The sequence below is a fragment of the Methylotenera mobilis JLW8 genome (assembly GCF_000023705.1).
Lineage (GTDB): Bacteria > Pseudomonadota > Gammaproteobacteria > Burkholderiales > Methylophilaceae > Methylotenera > Methylotenera mobilis.
In genome coordinates this window covers 1,440,103-1,456,804 of sequence record NC_012968.1, presented here as the reverse complement: position 1 = coordinate 1,456,804, position 16,702 = coordinate 1,440,103, and the positions used below count along the sequence as shown (strand labels likewise).

The following is a 16,702-nucleotide window of genomic DNA, read 5'->3' as shown; positions in this document are numbered from 1 at the left end:
CTAGGATTTAGCGCCTCAGCTTATCAATCGGTGCGCACAGCATTTAAAGCGTTAGGTTGGTTGCCCAGTTCATGCAAAGGGTGCTGTAAGGTGTTTTCCAGATTGTTAATGGAGCTGTACAGTTGGAAGTTGGCAAGCAAGACGCTTTTCTCAGACATTAAGTCTTCAAGCTTTGCCATGGTGAGTTCTAGTCTATCAATTTCACCACCTGCAAATAAGTGTTGCATACGATTGGTATTATCTTGCTGCAGGGCGTACAGTCTTTTGTAATCAGCCAGTGACTGCTGGGTTTGTGTCAATTTAGCCCGCGCTGCATGTGTCTCGCTAATCACACGGCTTTGTAAAGCTTCGAACTGCGCGGCCTCTACTTCACGCAGTTGCGTAGCCTCAGCAATTGCGTACTTGTTTTTATTCAGTATGGTCATCAAACCGGATAAGCCTAATGACCACACCTGACTGCCAAACTCATAGGTGTAGGACGGGCTGAAAGTAAGGTCGGGGTATTGCTTTGCGATCTCCAGTTTGAGCTTGCCTTCTGCAACTGCGTAGCGCTCTAGTGCCGCACGTAAATCCAAGCGGTTTAATAAAGCGGCGGATTGTGCGTTAGCTAGCAAGTCTGAAGGCGCGTTCTCGATGATGCTTTCCGCGCTATGTGTTTCAGCAAATGTCATTTGCTGCACCAAACTTAACGGCAAGCCTAGATTGCTGGCCAGCTTGGTGGTGAGCACCAGTTTGTTTTGTTGTTGCGTGTTTAAGTCTGTATTGGTGGTTTGCAGCAAAAGTTTGGCATGACTTAATTCAACTTTAGAAGCTAAGCCTAAGTCTTGACGCTTTTGGTACACAGCAACAATGTCTTGGCGGTAGGCTAGCTCTTGCGATAGCGCCCGTATTTGCGCTTGGTTAAATTGCAGTTCGTAATAAGTGGTGGCCACTTGTGCACGCAGACTCCATGCTGTTTGCGCCACATCCAACTTGGCGGCCTCAGACAAGTGCTGTGCATTTTCAATGCGAATGTGGAGCTTATTGGCTGTGATAACCGGGATGTCTATGCTTAAGCCGTAAGTGTAAGGGCTAATATCACCGTTGACATTGTCGCTTTTGCCATAGTTGCCACTAAGCGTGGGCAATGGCCTAGCACCTGCAGTGGTTTGCGCTGCTTCAGCGGCACGCCATTGCGCACGTGCCAGGTCTAAATTCGGGTGGAAAAACAGTGCGCAATAGATGAGTTCATCTAAATTCCACTGCTTAATCGGGAAAGTGCTCGGTGTGTAGTTGTTGTCAGCTAAATACTGCTTAAATTCCGCATTGTCAGGATGCTTGCTTTCAATCTTGTGAATCAGCGCTTGCTGGTCAATCGGCTTGGCAAAGTACTCCACAAAGCCGCATGCTGATAATGTCAGCGGCAGGCATGCTAGCCAGAGACTAGTGTGCAGAAATTGAAATCTAACTTTGCAAGAGATTAAATGCATGCGCCGATTGGGTTAGTCGTGCTTTAAAGCTAACTTACAATTTCTGCATGTACTGCATCTAATGCATCCTGTAGCGTTTCTTCACTTAATTGATTGATGGAGGTTGCAAGAATATCCGCTGCTTCAACGGTGGCAATAGGTAAGTTATGACTATCCATTTCAGCAATTAACCCAGCAGCAACGCCAGCAATCTTTAATAAAGCTTGTCGCTCGCGCATAAGGAGCTCAAGCTCGGTGCGCAGCATGTTGATTTCGTTTTGATTGATTGTGTTTGGCATAATGGAATAACTTTTATTTATAAGTTGAGTATAGTACTAAGTGTATTTTCTCACAATCATTAGCCGTACTGCTAGATATTCCAAGCTTAAACAGATTATTCATGATTCAAAATGGTCTAAAAATGGCAATCTGAAAATAAATAGCATATTTTTTGTATTATCCCTTTTCGGAATGGGATAACTTGATATACAATGGCGTCCTTGTTTGAACGACAGCACTTAAACGTTATTCAAACACTACCTTGCGAGAGTGGCGGAATTGGTAGACGCACTGGATTTAGGTTCCAGCGCCGTGAGGCGTGAGAGTTCGAGTCTCTCCTTTCGCACCAGAATTTAGCAGTAAATTGGAACCCCATTTATTTGTGACTTTGGTCATTGAATAGTGGGGTTTTCTTATTTCTAGGTTAACTTTCTAGCTCAACAATTTTCCAGGCTAATAATTGCTTTGCCACTGGCACGATTGCTGAGCAATAGCTCGCTGGCGTCAATTGGACTGCTCGCTTAGCGGTGATTTCTCCTTAACTTAGTCGTGTCTGAGCTTAGCCGGGTAGAGCGATCTCAATTCTAAAGCCATTCGGGCTGAGATTGTCTGCACGTACATGTCCGCCATGCGCTTCAATTACTTGCTTGGTGATGGCCAGCCCAACGCCATGCCCTACGGTTTGGCTGCCGGAAACGCCCCTCACAAACGGTTTGAATATATCCTCCAGTTCTAGTGCGTCAACACCAGCGCCTTCGTCTGTTACTGTGATGTGAAGGCAGTCATCTGTCGCGTCTTGATGGCAGTTGATGTCAATCGCGCTGTGCTCAGGGCTATACTTAATGGCATTGCGCACTACGTTTTCAATTGCTCGATATAGCAGGTCTGGCTGTCCTTGCAGCGAATATTCACGCGCTAAGTTCATGCCTAGCTTGATATCTTTAGATGCTGCCTCAAATTGGGCGTCTTCCACTATGCTATGCAGAAGCTGATTTAACGCCAGCGTTTCCTTTTTAATTTGCACGGCACCTGACTCTAGCCTTGAGAGTGTGAGTAGTTCTCCGATTAATCCATCCATACGGTTGGCTTCTAGCGTGATGCGGTCAATAAATTCGGTAATCTTGTGTGGTGCTTGTGTTACTAGCCCTAGCGCCATTTGGATTCTGGCAAGCGGCGAGCGCAGCTCATGAGAAACATGGTGCAGTAGCTTGGTCTGACTTTGCAGTAAGCTTTCCAGGCGCGATGCCATTGCGTCAAAATCATGGCCTAGGTCTGAAAGCTCATCGCGCCGCCCACCCATCGCGTTGGCGACGCGCACATCCAGTTTGCCATGGGACGCCTGCTCAAATGCACTACGTAAAATGTTAATCGGCTTAGAAAAATACCAAGCCAGCAGTGCTGCAAATAAAAAGCTTACAACAACACCGCCTAATAATGGCATTAACGGAAAGCGTACCGGCGGCCTGTGCGGTGCGCTTCTGTATTGTTCCATATTGTCCGCGGCTGGCATGCGTGCATCGCTTACAGGGCTCCGGTGATTGTGGCTACGCTCGGTAGGAGCTGGTGCAACGACGGAGGGGCGCCCATTGTCCGGTACAAACAGCAAAAATGATTGCCCATTGTTCAGTTTTATCTGTTTTACATGACGTTGACGCTGGTCTTCGCGCACTAATGCAATGGCCGTATCAAAGCTTGCCTTGGTGTAGCTGCGCTGTAATAGTTCTTGCCCTTTGTTATCTATCGCCAGTAGCTGCGGCATTGGGCGTTTTTGCCAGCTTTGCAATAAATGCCTGAGTGCTTCTACACCGCCAAATTGCAGTGTGGAGGCTGAAGCTTCCACCAATGAACGTGCTGGCGGTGACATTTCCACCCCAGTACTTTGCAAGGCCTCATGGCGATGTTGTAGCCAGATTGCAACACTGACCCCAGTGACCGCGGTGAGCTGAGCCACCAGCAGGAACATAAAGAACTTCCAGAATAGCCTGTTCATGATGATTTAATCGGTAGTGTTTTAATGAGCTGATAGCCCATGCGATACACGGTTTGGATACAGTCTCTACCATCTTTCAGTGTGCCAATTTTTTGCCTAATACTGCTCATGTGTACGTCTATGCTGCGATCAAATCTTGCCAGCGGTTTGCCCATGCCTAGTTTGGCCAGTTCTTTCTTACTTACGACATGACCGGCATTCTTAGCCAGTACTTCTAGCAAGTTAAATTCGGTGCTGGTGAGGTTGATGGTATTGCCGTCTAACTCTACGCGGCGTTGTTCCGGCCAAATGGTGAGGTCGCCGACAGTGAGCTGGCTCTCGGTTTGTAAGCTTTCTTGCGTTGGTTTTGCGCGCCTCAATATCGCACGAATGCGCGCAGTGAGCTCACGCGGTGTGCATGGCTTAGGTACATAATCATCCGCACCTAGCTCTAGGCCAAAGAACCGATCAGACTCGTCTCCTCTGGCAGTGAGCATGATTACCGGAATTTGGCTGCTTTTTCGGATGAGGCCTAGCGTTTCAATGCCATTCATTTTAGGCATCATGACATCTAGCACCGCGAGGTCAAATTGATTGCTAAGGGCAAGCTGCGCACCGCTAACGCCATCGCTAGCGGTGGTTACGTCAAAACCCTCCGTGCATAAAAACTCTTTAAGCATTGCGGTGAGCTCAATATCATCATCAATTAGCAGTATTTTGTGCATGGCGGCATGGAAAATCATTATAAAGATACAACATCATAACGACGACACTAAGCTCGCGACAATAGTGTTGCTGGACATTTACCTAACTTTACTATTGCTTAACCTGCATTTACAAGCGACCAAGGCAAAATGCAACTGTCATTTGATTGGTCATGTTCCAACCATGATACTTAATTTATTCATCAGGAGACTGTAAATGAAAATCGCAACCCCAATTTTAGTATTAGCATTAGCCACAATGGCTATTCCTTTAGCTTCGCAGGCTGATCCAGTGAAGCGTGACCGTTGTGAGCATGCGCTAAAATCACATGGTGCAGGAAGACTCCCGCATGATGCATTTGGCGCAAGAGGCTTGCCACCGCACTTGTCTGCGTTGAACTTGTCTGATAGCCAGCAAGATAAAGTGTTCGAAATTGTTTATCCGCAAGTGCCAAAAATCAGACAATCTGAGAAGCAGCGTGAGCAGTTAATGACTGAGCTAAGAGCGCTGTCCAACTCTGCTACGTTTGATAGCGATAAAGCCAAGCAGCTTACAGAAAAGTTAGCAGAAATTGAGCAGGAGTCTATGTTTAATCGTGCTTCTACAGATAATCAGATCTTTTTGATTTTGAGCCCAGAGCAACGTAAACAGCTGGCTGAAATGAGACAGCATCATGCTGAAGGCTTTAGCAAAAGCAGATTTCATCACGGCTCAGATCAAACCAAAAAGCTAGAGCGCTTGCTGTAAGCTAGGCGTGATACAAAGCAGCGGATACTAATCGGTGCTATGAATAACTGCAGCTAGTGGTTGGCTAGGGTGCATCCAATCTAGCTACTAGCTGCATTATATAGATGAGGTTGCGTTATAGCCGGCTTAAGCTTTCGTATCAATTACATTGCCAGCTGAGCCCTGGCCTGATAACTTGCTTGATAGTGCTTGTAAAAACGCTTCCAAATCACTGCTGGTGGAAGATTGTTTGCCCAATGCACTCATTAGGTCGCTAAAACTGGTGCTTAATGCATCACTGCCTGTATCGGTGCTATTACTGGATGTGATGCTGCTTGCATTGTTTAGTTGTGCAATCAAGCTTTGCAGTTTGTCTTCTATATCACCTTTACCCATGCCCATTGGTGGAGGAGGTGGCGGTGGCATATCGCTGGTTTCTGACGAAGCATCAACGCTTTTGCCATTTTGTGACTGTAACGCTGCCATCAGATTGGCCATAAATTCACTTAGCGCAGAACTAGCATCGGTTGTGGAGGCTGTGTCTGTGCTTGATTCAGTATTGCTGGTAGATGATGTACTTGTACTGTCAGTTTCTTTTAATATAGATGAAAGACCGCCGCTGATGCCGGCAGCTTTAAGGGCGCTATCAATAGCGCCTAGCAATACACCGCCATCTTTACCGTGATGCGACGCATCGTCTGGTTTGAATCGTGCCGCTGTAGTGCCAGAGCTCACTTGTGAGGTTTGGTATATGTTGCTTGAGGATGAAATACTATTAATACTGGTCATCTTAATCGCTCCTAAATAAATGAAACTTTAAAAACGCTACCTGTACTAATCAAACAGCATGCGATGCTTAGTCTTTTGCTTTATGAAGCGCAAACCTGTTCAATTTGCCATCGGTAACTATGTCGCTACTGGCTATGTCAGCATGTTTAATGTGTGCGGCTCTAAACTCAAGTCTTGTTTAGTTTCAGTGGTTTGGGTTAAGTTAAAAGTGCTGTGCTTGTTTTTAGTTACTGTTTTTTAGCCGCAATTTTCAACGCAGTATCGACAAATAGTATGTTATTGAAATAGATGTAAACTTTTGTAAGGTTGTGTAAAGGTTCGCATCATGGCGGTTGTGATTAGGTTGTGATTAGATAGTGTTGATTGTTTGTATGGCGCTAAGACCGTAGTGAGGGGTCAAATCCATGATTAAGTGACTGTTTTGCAAAAACTGATTCGCGCTATGCATCAATTTTTATAAATAGGCCTAATCCCTATATTTATATATGTTTTTTACTTGCTTTATTCATCTAGACTTCATGGGTTTTCTTGTGTAACATCCACAGTCTTTCAACCTTAATTGTTGAGTAAGGTTTTGAATTTTTCAGGTAATCTACCTGAGTCTATTAAAACATTAAGTGACAAAATAGGTTGTAGGCGTTAAAGACTAGTTTGATATCTAGATACCATCTGGTGTGATAGCAAACGATAACTTTTTCGTCCCCACTTTACTTTATAAATAGCATGATTGTAGATAGCGCTTCATAACGGACGCTTATTTGTGATGTGCAGTTAAGAATTTAGGAATGACAGCATGGCTCTGAATGTTGAAACCCTCAGCAATCTTGAACGTAGAATTTCTATCAGCGTTCCTTTGCAACCGCTAGAGGCGCAAATTAAACAAAGATTAAATCAAGTTGCACGTACTGCAAAATTTTCTGGTTTTAGACCAGGTAAAGCGCCTATGGGCTTGGTTAACCAACATTACGGCAATCAAGTACGTGATGAGGTTTACTCAGCAGCAGTAGAAAAAAGCTTTGGTGAAGCTGTAGATGAAGCAAAGTTGCGTGTTGCCGGCTTCCCTAATATTCAACACAAACCATTTGATGCTGCATCAGAAACACTAGAATACACAGCAACATTTGAAGTATTCCCAGAAGTTGTGTTGGGTGATTTGTCAAAAGTTAAAATCGAACGCCCAGTGCTTGAAGTTGGCGAAGCTGACGTGAAAAAAACTTTAGACGTGTTAGTAAAACAACGCGTTAAGTTTGAGCCAGTAAAACGCGCAGCTAAAAAAGGTGACCGCGTTAACGTAACGTTAAAAGCCTTTATGGATGGCGAAGAAGTTGAGTCTACCGGTGATAACGGTATTGATTTAGTGCTAGGTGAAGCTGGCCGTATGTCTGCATTTGACGACGAGTTAATCGGTGGTAAAACTGGCGCAACTAAGAAGTTCGACATTACTTACCCTGAAGACCACAACCCAGCACAATTAGCTGGTAAAACAGTTGGTTATGAAGTGACTTTTGTTTCTGTTTCTCAGCCAGTATTGCCAGAAGTGGATGCGGAATTTGCAAAGAGCTTAGGCGTTGAAGATGGCGACGTTGAAAAAATGAAAGCAGAAGTTGCTGAAAGCCTAAAGCAAGAAGTAGCTAAACGTGTAAGCGCAAAATTAAAAGAGCAAGTATTCCAAGCGTTAGTGGAATCAGCAGATTTTGATATTCCACGTATTTTGCTAGAAACTGAAATCAATCGCATGATGCAAACAACGCAGCAAAATCTGAAACAACGTGGTGCAGATTTAGCTAACATCCAGTTAGAGCCTGCAATGTTTGAAGATCAAGCAAAACGCAGCACTAAACTACGCTTGCTACTAGGTGAGTTGATTAACACAAATGGCCTGCATGCAAATGCAGACCAAGTGCGTGCAATGGTAGATGTATTCTCACAAAGCTTTGAGCGTCCAGCGGATGTAGTAACTTGGTACTATGCGGACCACAAACGTTTAGACGAACCTGCTGCATTAGCAACTGAAGAGAACGCAGTGAGCTGGGTGTTGTCTCAAGCTAAAGTGACTGATAAAAAAGTTAAATTTGATGATCTAATGGGAAACGCGTAAATGAATAAGCACCTGCAACCTCAAGCTCAATCTGAGTTAATCACCACTGGTTTGGGCTACATCCCAATGGTGATTGAGCAAAGTGGTCGCGGTGAGCGTTCATTTGATATCTACTCGCGCTTGTTAAAAGAGCGCGTGATTTTCTTGGTTGGCCCTGTGAACGATATGTCTGCGAACTTAGTGGTTGCGCAGCTATTGTTCCTGGAGGCAGAAAACCCAGATAAAGATATCTCGCTCTACATTAACTCACCAGGCGGTTCAGTAACAGCGGGTATGTCTATCTACGACACAATGCAGTTCATCAAACCAGACGTGAGCACTTTATGTATTGGCCAAGCGGCGAGTATGGGTGCGTTTTTATTAGCGGCTGGGGCAAAAGATAAACGTTACAGTTTGCCAAACTCTCGCATTATGATCCATCAGCCTTCTGGTGGGTTTCAAGGACAGTCTTCAGATATCGAGATTCACGCGAAAGAAATTCTTTACTTACGTGCGAAACTGAATGATATCTTAGCCCATCATACAGGTAGAACAGCAGAAGAAATCGACCGCGATACAGAGCGCGATAACTTTATGAGCGCAGAGCAATCTGTCGCTTATGGATTAATCGACAAAGTCATCGGTAGCCGTAACGAAGCTGTTTAAACTATTAATTTGATTATAGGCGACTATGCTCATTGAAGAGATTCAGTGGGCTAGACGCCTGTCAATCAGCGCGCAACACTACTTTAGGAAATACTAAATGGCGACTAAAGCCGACGACGATAAATTACTTTATTGCTCATTTTGTGGCAAAAGCCAACATGAAGTAAAAAAGCTGATAGCAGGCCCATCTGTATTCATTTGTAATGAATGCGTAGATTTGTGCAATGACATCATCAAAGAAGAAATTCAAAATTCAGATGGATTGAAATCCACTGACACCAGCCTGCCTACCCCGCAGGAAATTTGCAAAATATTAGATCAGTACGTGATTGGTCAAACGCAAGCCAAGAAGAACTTAGCGGTTGCTGTTTATAATCATTACAAACGCCTTGGTCATAACAACCTTGCTAACGGTGGTCAAAAAGATGAAGTGGAAATTGCAAAAAGCAATATTCTGCTGATTGGGCCTACGGGTTCAGGTAAAACCTTATTGGCGCAAACACTGGCAAGACTGCTAGATGTGCCGTTTGTCATGGCTGACGCCACTACGTTAACCGAAGCTGGTTATGTCGGTGAAGACGTAGAAAACATCATGCAAAAACTGCTGCAAAAGTGTGATTACGATACTGAAAAAGCGCAGCGCGGCATTGTGTATATTGACGAAGTAGACAAGATTTCACGTAAATCAGACAACCCATCCATCACGCGCGATGTGTCTGGTGAGGGTGTGCAACAAGCGTTGTTGAAATTGATTGAAGGTACGGTTGCTTCAATCCCGCCACAAGGTGGTCGCAAGCATCCTAATCAAGAGTTTGTGCAGTTAGACACTACCAATATCTTGTTTATTTGCGGTGGCGCATTTGATGGTTTGGAAAAAGTCATTCGCCTACGCTCTGAAAAAGGTGGTATTGGTTTTGGCGCAGAAGTGAAAAGCAAAGCTGATGTGCGTGAAGTTGGCGCGGTATTACGCGATGTAGAGCCAGAAGATCTTATTAAATTTGGTTTAATTCCTGAGTTTATCGGCCGCTTGCCGGTAGTTGCTACATTAGAGTCACTCGATGAAGCAGCTTTAATGACGATTCTCACTGAGCCAAAAAATGCACTGACTAAACAATATATCAAGTTGTTTAAAATGGAAGGTGTTGATTTAGAGTTCAGAGAGTCTGCTTTATTACTAATTGCGAAAAAAGCATTAGAACGTAAAACTGGCGCACGTGGTCTGCGTTCTATCATGGAACATTCGCTACTGGAAGTGATGTACGAATTACCATCATTGAAGAACTTGAGTAAAGTGGTGATTGATGACGGTGTAATTCGAGGTGATAGCCCACCGCTGTTAATTTATGAGGACAAGCCAGCCGACGAGGCTTCAGCTTAACTAAAAAGCCAGCAACTTAAATTGCTGGCTTTTTAGTTTTTTTGGGGTCTAGTTTTTTTGTGGCTCAGTTTTGTATGTATTAGCTTTCTAGGGCATGTCTTTCAAATTTAACGTACTTAATTCATATTACACTTAAATGCTCTCGTTTTACACTTGTGGTGCATTGACTGCGCTCATTAGTCTAGATGCGACCATGATGCTCATCAATCTAGCTATATCAACCTAGTAATTTAGTATCTATGTCTAGCTGGATTTTGCTATGCAACCATCAAATTTCTTTAAACTTTTTACAATTACTTGCTAAATTTAGTGTTAAATACTAATAAATACTTGAACTGTTAATAGTTATCCCCATCAATCAGTATATAAGCTCACTTGGGCTTAACTCTTAGCTTAATTTTGGAAGTTTACACATGGCACAATCATTACCTTCATACAATCCAGATAGTGGCTTATTGCCATTATTACCTTTGCGTGATGTCGTTGTATATCCGCACTTGGTTATCCCTCTTTTTGTTGGGCGCACGAAGTCTGTTAAAGCCCTTGAGATTGCGTCAGAAGGCAATAAGCAAATTTTATTGGTTGCGCAAAAGTCTGCCAATAAAGATGACCCTGAGGCCAGCGACTTACATGAGGTTGGCACAGTAGCGACTGTGCTGCAAATGCTTAAGCTGCCAGACGGCACAGTAAAAGTGCTGGTTGAGGGCGTACAGCGTGCACGTGTCAGCGAATTCACAGAAACTGATGAATGCTTTGCCGCACGTGCAGAGTTAATCGCAGAGTCTGTAAGCGATGTGGAAATCCAAGCATTGATGCGCACCGTGTTTGCGCAGTTTGACCAGTACGTTAAGCTGAATAAAAAAATTCCACCAGAGATTCTCACTTCACTTGCCAGCATTGATGAGGCGAGCCGCCTAGCCGATACTATCGCTGCGCATCTCACCTTGAAGCTGGAAGAAAAGCAAAAAATCCTGGAGATGATTGATGTTGCCGAGCGCTTGGAGCACTTGCTACGCCTGATGGAGGGTGAAATTGACATCCTTCAGGTAGAAAAGCGTATCCGTGGCCGTGTAAAACGCCAGATGGAAAAAACACAGCGTGAATACTATTTGAATGAGCAAGTGAAAGCGATTCAAAAAGAGTTAGGCGAGCAAGACGAAAACGCCGAAATGGATGAGCTTGAAAAGCGCATTGATGAAGCTCGTATGCCTAAAGAAGCACTGGCTAAAGTGTCTAGTGAGCTTAAAAAGCTAAAACTGATGTCGCCTATGTCTGCAGAGGCTTCTGTGGTGCGTAACTACATTGACACCTTGATCAACTTGCCTTGGAAGAAAAAAACCAAAATCAGCAAAGATTTAGTCAAAGCCGAAGCAGTATTGGACGATGACCATTTTGGTCTGGAAAAAGTGAAAGAGCGTATCGTTGAGTACCTCGCAGTACAACAACGTGTAGACAAAATTAAAGCACCTATTCTGTGCTTGGTGGGGCCTCCTGGTGTTGGTAAAACTTCATTAGGACAAAGCATTGCTAAAGCGGTGAATAGAAAGTTCATTCGCATGGCGCTGGGCGGCGTGCGCGATGAATCTGAGATTCGCGGCCATAGACGTACTTACATTGGCTCTATGCCAGGCAAAATTCTGCAAAGCATGTCCAAGGTAGGCGTGAAAAACCCATTATTCCTGTTGGATGAAGTGGATAAGTTGGGCCAAGACTTTAGAGGTGACCCATCTTCAGCCTTGTTAGAGGTGCTGGATCCAGAGCAAAACCATACATTTGCGGATCACTACATAGAGGTTGAGTACGATTTGTCCGATGTGATGTTTGTGGCGACAGCAAACTCAATGAATATTCCTGCGCCTTTGCTGGATCGTATGGAAATCATTAATCTTTCTGGTTACACCGAAGATGAAAAAGTAAATATCGCGATGCGTTATTTGTTACCTAAACAGCTTAAATCACATGGTCTGAATGAACTGGAAGTGCATATTTCAGAACCCGCGATTCGTGACATCGTACGTTTTTATACACGCGAAGCTGGTGTGCGTAGATTAGAGCAAGAAGTGGCGAAAGTTTGCCGCAAAGTGGTAAAGGAATTGCTCACGACTAAAGCGAAGCAGGGCGCAAAAGCACCTAAAAAGATTAATGTGACACCGAAAAATCTGGATAAATATTTAGGTGTGCAGCGTTACGACTTTGGTGTTGCAGCCAAAGAGAACCAAGTGGGCCAAGTAACAGGCCTGGCGTGGACTTCTGTAGGTGGCGAATTGCTAACTATTGAAGCAGTACTGTTACCAGGTAAAGGTAAAACCACAACTACAGGTAAGCTTGGTGATGTGATGAAAGAATCTACCCAGGCCGCGATGAGTGTAGTGCGTAGTCGCGCTGAACGCTTAGGTATAGAGGGTAATTTTTACGAAGAGCATGACATTCATATCCACTTCCCAGAGGGTGCTACGCCAAAAGACGGACCAAGTGCAGGTATTGCCATTACTACCGCGCTGGTTTCAATTTTGACTGGTATTCCTGTGCGTGCTGATGTGGCGATGACGGGTGAGATTACCTTGCGTGGTGAAGTATTACCAATTGGCGGCTTGAAAGAAAAACTGTTGGCTGCGCATCGTGGTGGTATTAAAACCGTGTTGATTCCACAACAAAACGTGAAAGACTTGGCTGATATACCGGAAAACATTAAAAACCATCTGGATATCCACCCTGTGCAATGGATCGATGACGTATTAGCGCTAGCTTTAGCTGCAAAACCGGTGCCGCGTTCAGAGGCGGTTGGTGTTGCGAATGAGGTTCAAGCTACTGATAACGCTAAGGAAAAATCAGAGCTTGCACTAGAAACCACTAAACATTAAAAAATAAGTGTGTTTTAACCCGTATTAACGCTTGACACGGCCTTTGTTGGCTTGATATAAAGTTGATACGGGTAGTTTGTTACCTAAGACTGTCTGCCGAAGTTGTTATTTTATTTAATAAACCTTGAGAGGGGATTACACGTGAATAAATCAGAACTAATTGACGAGATTGCTAGTGCCGCAGGTATTTCAAAAGCTGCTGCTGGTCGTGCGCTAGATGCAACAACTGCTGCAATAACAAAAGCAATTAAAAAAGGTGATCTAGTAACATTGATTGGCTTTGGTACGTTTTATGTAGGTAAACGCGAGGCTCGTAATGGCCGTAATCCACGCACAGGCGAGACAATTAAAATACAAGCTGCAAATTCTCCTAAATTTAGGGCTGGTAAAGCGCTTAAAGATGCTGTAAACTAGCGTTTTCGTTGGTTAGGCAGGGTGCTTAGCTCAGTTGGTAGAGCGTCGCCCTTACAAGGCGAATGTCAGCGGTTCGACCCCGTTAGCACCCACCAAAAAACCAGCTATAATGTGACTAAGCCGTTTCTAATTTTATAAATTCAGAGTGCTGGTAATTTAGGCGCTCTTTATTTTGTAAAAAATTTGTAGTGTTAATCACTGCAATAATTAGAAGCGCAAATTTTTAGGTATGTTATTAAAATAATATACTGAGTTATGGAGTGGTAGTTCAGTTGGTTAGAATACCGGCCTGTCACGCCGGGGGTCGCGGGTTCGAGTCCCGTCCACTCCGCCAAATAAAAAAGCGAGCCATTAGGCTCGCTTTTTTATTTCTATCTTACCTAATGCTTTTTTCTAGGCATCTCAATTCCCTAGCATCTCTTTTTTATGTGTTAAGTCTGATGATTAGTCATCATAACTTGTTGTGCTAATCTCTTGTTATTACTCACTCTAATCATGTTTCAACTATAACTTGTGATATATTAATGACCCTTGGCTTGTGGTTGATTTTCGATTGTAAGCTTTTACATTTTTAATGATTTTTCAGCATATTTTAAGAAGAGAACTTTATGTTAGATGGTATCCGTTCTGTAGCTAAAGGCTGGGTAGGGAAAGCTATATTAGCTTTCATTACTGTGCCTTTTGCTTTATTTGGGATTGACTCTTATTTGAGCCAAGCCGGTAATAATGCGGCAATTGCAAAAGTTGATGGTAGCGAAATCTCTGTGCAAGCATATGCAAATGCAATGCAGAATTTACGTAGTCGGATGCAGGCTGAAGGGAAAGCAGATCAGGCGCAATTGGACAACCCTGAAGTGAAAGCAATGGTGTTGGATCAGTTGATTAATGAACAATTGCTAGAAAAAGAAATTCAACGCGCTAACTATAAAATTAGCGATGCACAGTTAGCAACTTATATTACGGCGATGCCATCTTTCCAAAAAGACGGTAAATTTTCACAAGAGTTGTACGATGAGCTGTTGCAGCAAAACAGATATACCCCGAAAAAATTTGAGGCGGAGATTCGCGCGACTTTATTAGCGCAGCAAGCGCAGGATGGTATCGCTAAGCTTGGTTTTATCTCTACCGCGCGTGCAGACAAAACATTAAAACTGTTAAATCAAAAACGTGTAGTTACTGTGTCTGAGCTTAAAACTAAGGACTATTTAGACCAAGTTAAAGTATCTCCAGAAGAGGTAAAAGCTTACTACGATAAGCATAAAGACAAGCTACGTGACCCTGAGCAAGTGAAAATTGAGTTCTTGTTATTATCTGCAAGCAGCTTGGTGCCGGGTATTAAAGTAGACGATGCTGAAGTGAAGCGTTATTACGATGAAAACTCAGCTAAATTCAAAGGCAATGAGCAAAGACGTGCTAGTCATATCTTGATTGGTTTTGGTGTGAATGCCACACCAGAGCAAAAACAAGAGGCTAAAAATAAAGCGCAGGCTTTGTTAGATACTATTAAAAAGAATCCTAAGTCTTTTGAAGAGTTAGCGATTAAAAACTCACAAGACCCTGGCTCTGCTACTAAAGGCGGTGATTTGGGTAGTTTTGGCCGTGGCGCAATGGTAAAACCATTTGAAGAAGCTGCGTTCAAAATGAAGGTGAATGAAGTTAGTGATTTAGTGGAGTCTGAATTTGGTTACCACATTATCAAAGTAACGGAAATTACCGGTCAAGGCTCTGATTTTGAGTCATTGAAAGCGCAAATTAAAGGTGATTTGATTTTCCAAAAAGCGCAGGCTGAGTTTGTGGAAAAAGCAGAAAGCTTTAGCAATGCAGTTTATGAGCAATCGGATAGCTTAGCGCCTGTTGCTAAAATGTTTGGCGGCCAGTTACAGCTTTCAGGTTGGACTTCACGTGAAGAAGCGGCTAAGTTCTTTAAGAACGATAAAATTGTTAGTTTGATTTTCTCACCAGAGTCTATCAAAGAACACCGTAACACCGAGGCTGTTGAGATTTCACCTAACAACTTGGTTTCAGCTCGTGTGCTAGAGTACAAACCTGCAGCGACAAAAACATTTGATGCGGTAAAAGCAGGTATTGAAGACTTGCTTAAACTGGAAGCTGCTTCAAAATTGGCAATTGCTAAGGGTGAGGAAGCGTTGAAAACCTTACGTGCTGGCGGTTCAGTAGCGAATTTAGACTGGATCCCAGAGGTGAAGGTTGACCGTAAAAATGCACAAGGCCTGACACAATTAGCGATGACGCAAGTATTTAAAACTGATGTGAGCAAGTTGCCAGCTTATTCTGGCTTGGCGGACAGCAAACTTGGCTACTTGATTGTAAAAATCATTGCAGTGGATACAGAGAGTATTGCTGATGCTGAATCAGTGAAAACAGCTAAAGGTGAGCTGAGCCAAGTGTTAGTAGATGAATACTTGTCAGCGTATAAGCAATCGTTGCGTGAAAAAGCTAAAGTGACGGTTAACCAACGTTTGCTGTTAGAAAATACTAGTCACTAATGATATTGATGGCCTCGGGATGAGGCCATTCTACCAATGGTGGTGCCAGTGTTTAGCTGGTGTCATAAGTTTAAGCTGTAAAAACAGGGATATTATTTAAAAATAATATCCCTGTTTTTTTATTCTAGCTCAACTATCTATTTACCTTCATTATTCGTCTTGTATTACTTTATCTAGAAGACTTATCTTACTAATTACTCAAGCTTCATTTAACGCGGCCAAGCATTAAGTGCTAAGTTAGCTATTTCTATCAGTTCATCTTTAGATGCGCCACTGGTGGCTTGTACCGACATGCCCTGATGCAATGCTGCAAGGTACTTTGCCAAACACTTAGAGTTGGCATCGTTGGTTAAGTCTCCATCTATTTTTGCTTTTTCAAAACGTTCTGTTAATAAACTCTCATACGAGGCTCTATATTGTATGAGTATAGCTTTCACCAACTCTGCACCTTCGCCGCTAGATAGTGCACCTTGTACAATCATGCATCCCTTGGGGTGTGATGAGTCGGTTAAAAACTCAGCAGCCTGATATAAGAAACTCTGCGCTACTTCATAGGCGGTAGGCATTTTGATGACCTCTCTTACAAATGCGACGTGATATGTTGTATATCTTGTCAGCGCCTTTTTGAACAGCTCTTCTTTATTACCAAATGCGGCATACATGCTCGGCTTATTAATGCCTAAAACTTCTGTTAGTTCTGCCAAAGAGGCGCCTTCATAGCCTCTATTCCAAAAGATTTGCAATGCTTTTTCTAGCGCTTCATCCGTATCAAATACTCTAGGGCGGCCGCGTGTTTTTTTGGTTTCAATGGTCATGATTAAACTGTTCATTAAATAATATACCAATTGTTACAAAAAAAGATTGACAAAGCAAGTGCGATTAA

General features: G+C 43.4%; 13 protein-coding genes and 3 tRNA genes. 10 read left to right on the top strand and 6 right to left on the bottom strand.

All coding sequences use genetic code 11. The annotated features are described in order from the left end of the window. Nucleotides 1-23 precede the first annotated feature (23 nt). Together MMOL_RS06755 and MMOL_RS06750 are read right to left on the bottom strand one after the other, a co-directional pair. Entirely contained in the window at nt 24-1,469 is a 1,446-nt protein-coding gene (locus MMOL_RS06755) for a TolC family protein (RefSeq protein ID WP_015832269.1), read from the bottom strand. Between the two features lie 29 nt (nt 1,470-1,498). After that, the gene (locus MMOL_RS06750) at nt 1,499-1,747 is read right to left on the bottom strand and encodes a hypothetical protein (protein ID WP_015832268.1); all 249 of its coding nucleotides are present in this window, start codon (nt 1,745-1,747) and stop codon (nt 1,499-1,501) included. Nucleotides 1,748-1,991: 244 nt separating this feature from the next. Between MMOL_RS06750 and MMOL_RS06745 the strand changes: the two genes are divergently transcribed. Beyond that, a tRNA-Leu gene (locus MMOL_RS06745) sits at nt 1,992-2,076 on the top strand. Between the two features lie 210 nt (nt 2,077-2,286). On the opposite strand, the gene MMOL_RS06740 is transcribed toward MMOL_RS06745, so the two are convergent. Then, nucleotides 2,287-3,717, bottom strand: coding sequence for a sensor histidine kinase (locus MMOL_RS06740; RefSeq protein ID WP_041928550.1), 1,431 nt, complete (start codon nt 3,715-3,717; stop codon nt 2,287-2,289). Next, entirely contained in the window at nt 3,714-4,421 is a 708-nt protein-coding gene (locus MMOL_RS06735) for a response regulator transcription factor (RefSeq protein ID WP_015832266.1), read from the bottom strand. Before MMOL_RS06735 ends, MMOL_RS06740 begins: the two co-directional genes overlap by 4 nt. Nucleotides 4,422-4,617: 196 nt before the next feature. Here MMOL_RS06735 and MMOL_RS06725 point away from each other — a divergent pair, with 196 nt between their 5' ends. Continuing rightward, nucleotides 4,618-5,148, top strand: a complete 531-nt coding sequence (locus tag MMOL_RS06725; protein WP_015832265.1) for a Spy/CpxP family protein refolding chaperone — start codon at nt 4,618-4,620, stop codon at nt 5,146-5,148. 126 nt (nt 5,149-5,274) lie between these two features. Here MMOL_RS06725 and MMOL_RS06720 read toward each other — a convergent pair whose 3' ends face one another. After that, nucleotides 5,275-5,916: a hypothetical protein gene (locus tag MMOL_RS06720; protein WP_015832264.1), complete on the bottom strand. Its 642-nt coding sequence runs from the start codon at nt 5,914-5,916 to the stop codon at nt 5,275-5,277. Between the two features lie 793 nt (nt 5,917-6,709). On the opposite strand from MMOL_RS06720, the gene tig reads away from it, so the two are divergent. The 8 genes from tig to MMOL_RS06680 all read left to right on the top strand — a co-directional run bounded on the left by tig (nt 6,710) and on the right by MMOL_RS06680 (nt 15,819). Then, nucleotides 6,710-8,014, top strand: a complete 1,305-nt coding sequence (gene tig, locus MMOL_RS06715) for a trigger factor (RefSeq protein ID WP_015832263.1) — start codon at nt 6,710-6,712, stop codon at nt 8,012-8,014. Further along, complete coding sequence (clpP, locus tag MMOL_RS06710; RefSeq protein ID WP_015832262.1) at nt 8,015-8,659, top strand: ATP-dependent Clp endopeptidase proteolytic subunit ClpP; 645 nt, start codon at nt 8,015-8,017, stop codon at nt 8,657-8,659. A 97-nt stretch (nt 8,660-8,756) separates the two neighbouring features. After that, nucleotides 8,757-10,037 carry an ATP-dependent Clp protease ATP-binding subunit ClpX gene (gene clpX / locus MMOL_RS06705; protein ID WP_015832261.1) on the top strand — a complete coding sequence of 427 codons (1,281 nt, stop codon included), beginning with the start codon at nt 8,757-8,759 and terminating at the stop codon, nt 10,035-10,037. Between the two features lie 413 nt (nt 10,038-10,450). Further along, nucleotides 10,451-12,898, top strand: coding sequence for an endopeptidase La (gene lon, locus MMOL_RS06700; protein WP_015832260.1), 2,448 nt, complete (start codon nt 10,451-10,453; stop codon nt 12,896-12,898). A 141-nt stretch (nt 12,899-13,039) separates the two neighbouring features. Beyond that, nucleotides 13,040-13,312 carry an HU family DNA-binding protein gene (locus MMOL_RS06695; protein ID WP_015832259.1) on the top strand — a complete coding sequence of 91 codons (273 nt, stop codon included), beginning with the start codon at nt 13,040-13,042 and terminating at the stop codon, nt 13,310-13,312. A gap of 19 nt (nt 13,313-13,331) precedes the next feature. Beyond that, a tRNA-Val gene (locus MMOL_RS06690) sits at nt 13,332-13,407 on the top strand. A 162-nt stretch (nt 13,408-13,569) separates the two neighbouring features. Then, nucleotides 13,570-13,646, top strand: a tRNA-Asp gene (locus MMOL_RS06685). Nucleotides 13,647-13,920: 274 nt separating this feature from the next. Further along, nucleotides 13,921-15,819, top strand: a complete 1,899-nt coding sequence (locus tag MMOL_RS06680) for a SurA N-terminal domain-containing protein (protein ID WP_015832258.1) — start codon at nt 13,921-13,923, stop codon at nt 15,817-15,819. Nucleotides 15,820-16,028: 209 nt separating this feature from the next. Here the strand turns inward: MMOL_RS06680 and MMOL_RS06675 are convergent, their stop codons facing one another. Continuing rightward, nucleotides 16,029-16,649 carry a TetR/AcrR family transcriptional regulator gene (locus tag MMOL_RS06675; RefSeq protein WP_015832257.1) on the bottom strand — a complete coding sequence of 207 codons (621 nt, stop codon included), beginning with the start codon at nt 16,647-16,649 and terminating at the stop codon, nt 16,029-16,031. Nucleotides 16,650-16,702: the final 53 nt, after the last annotated feature.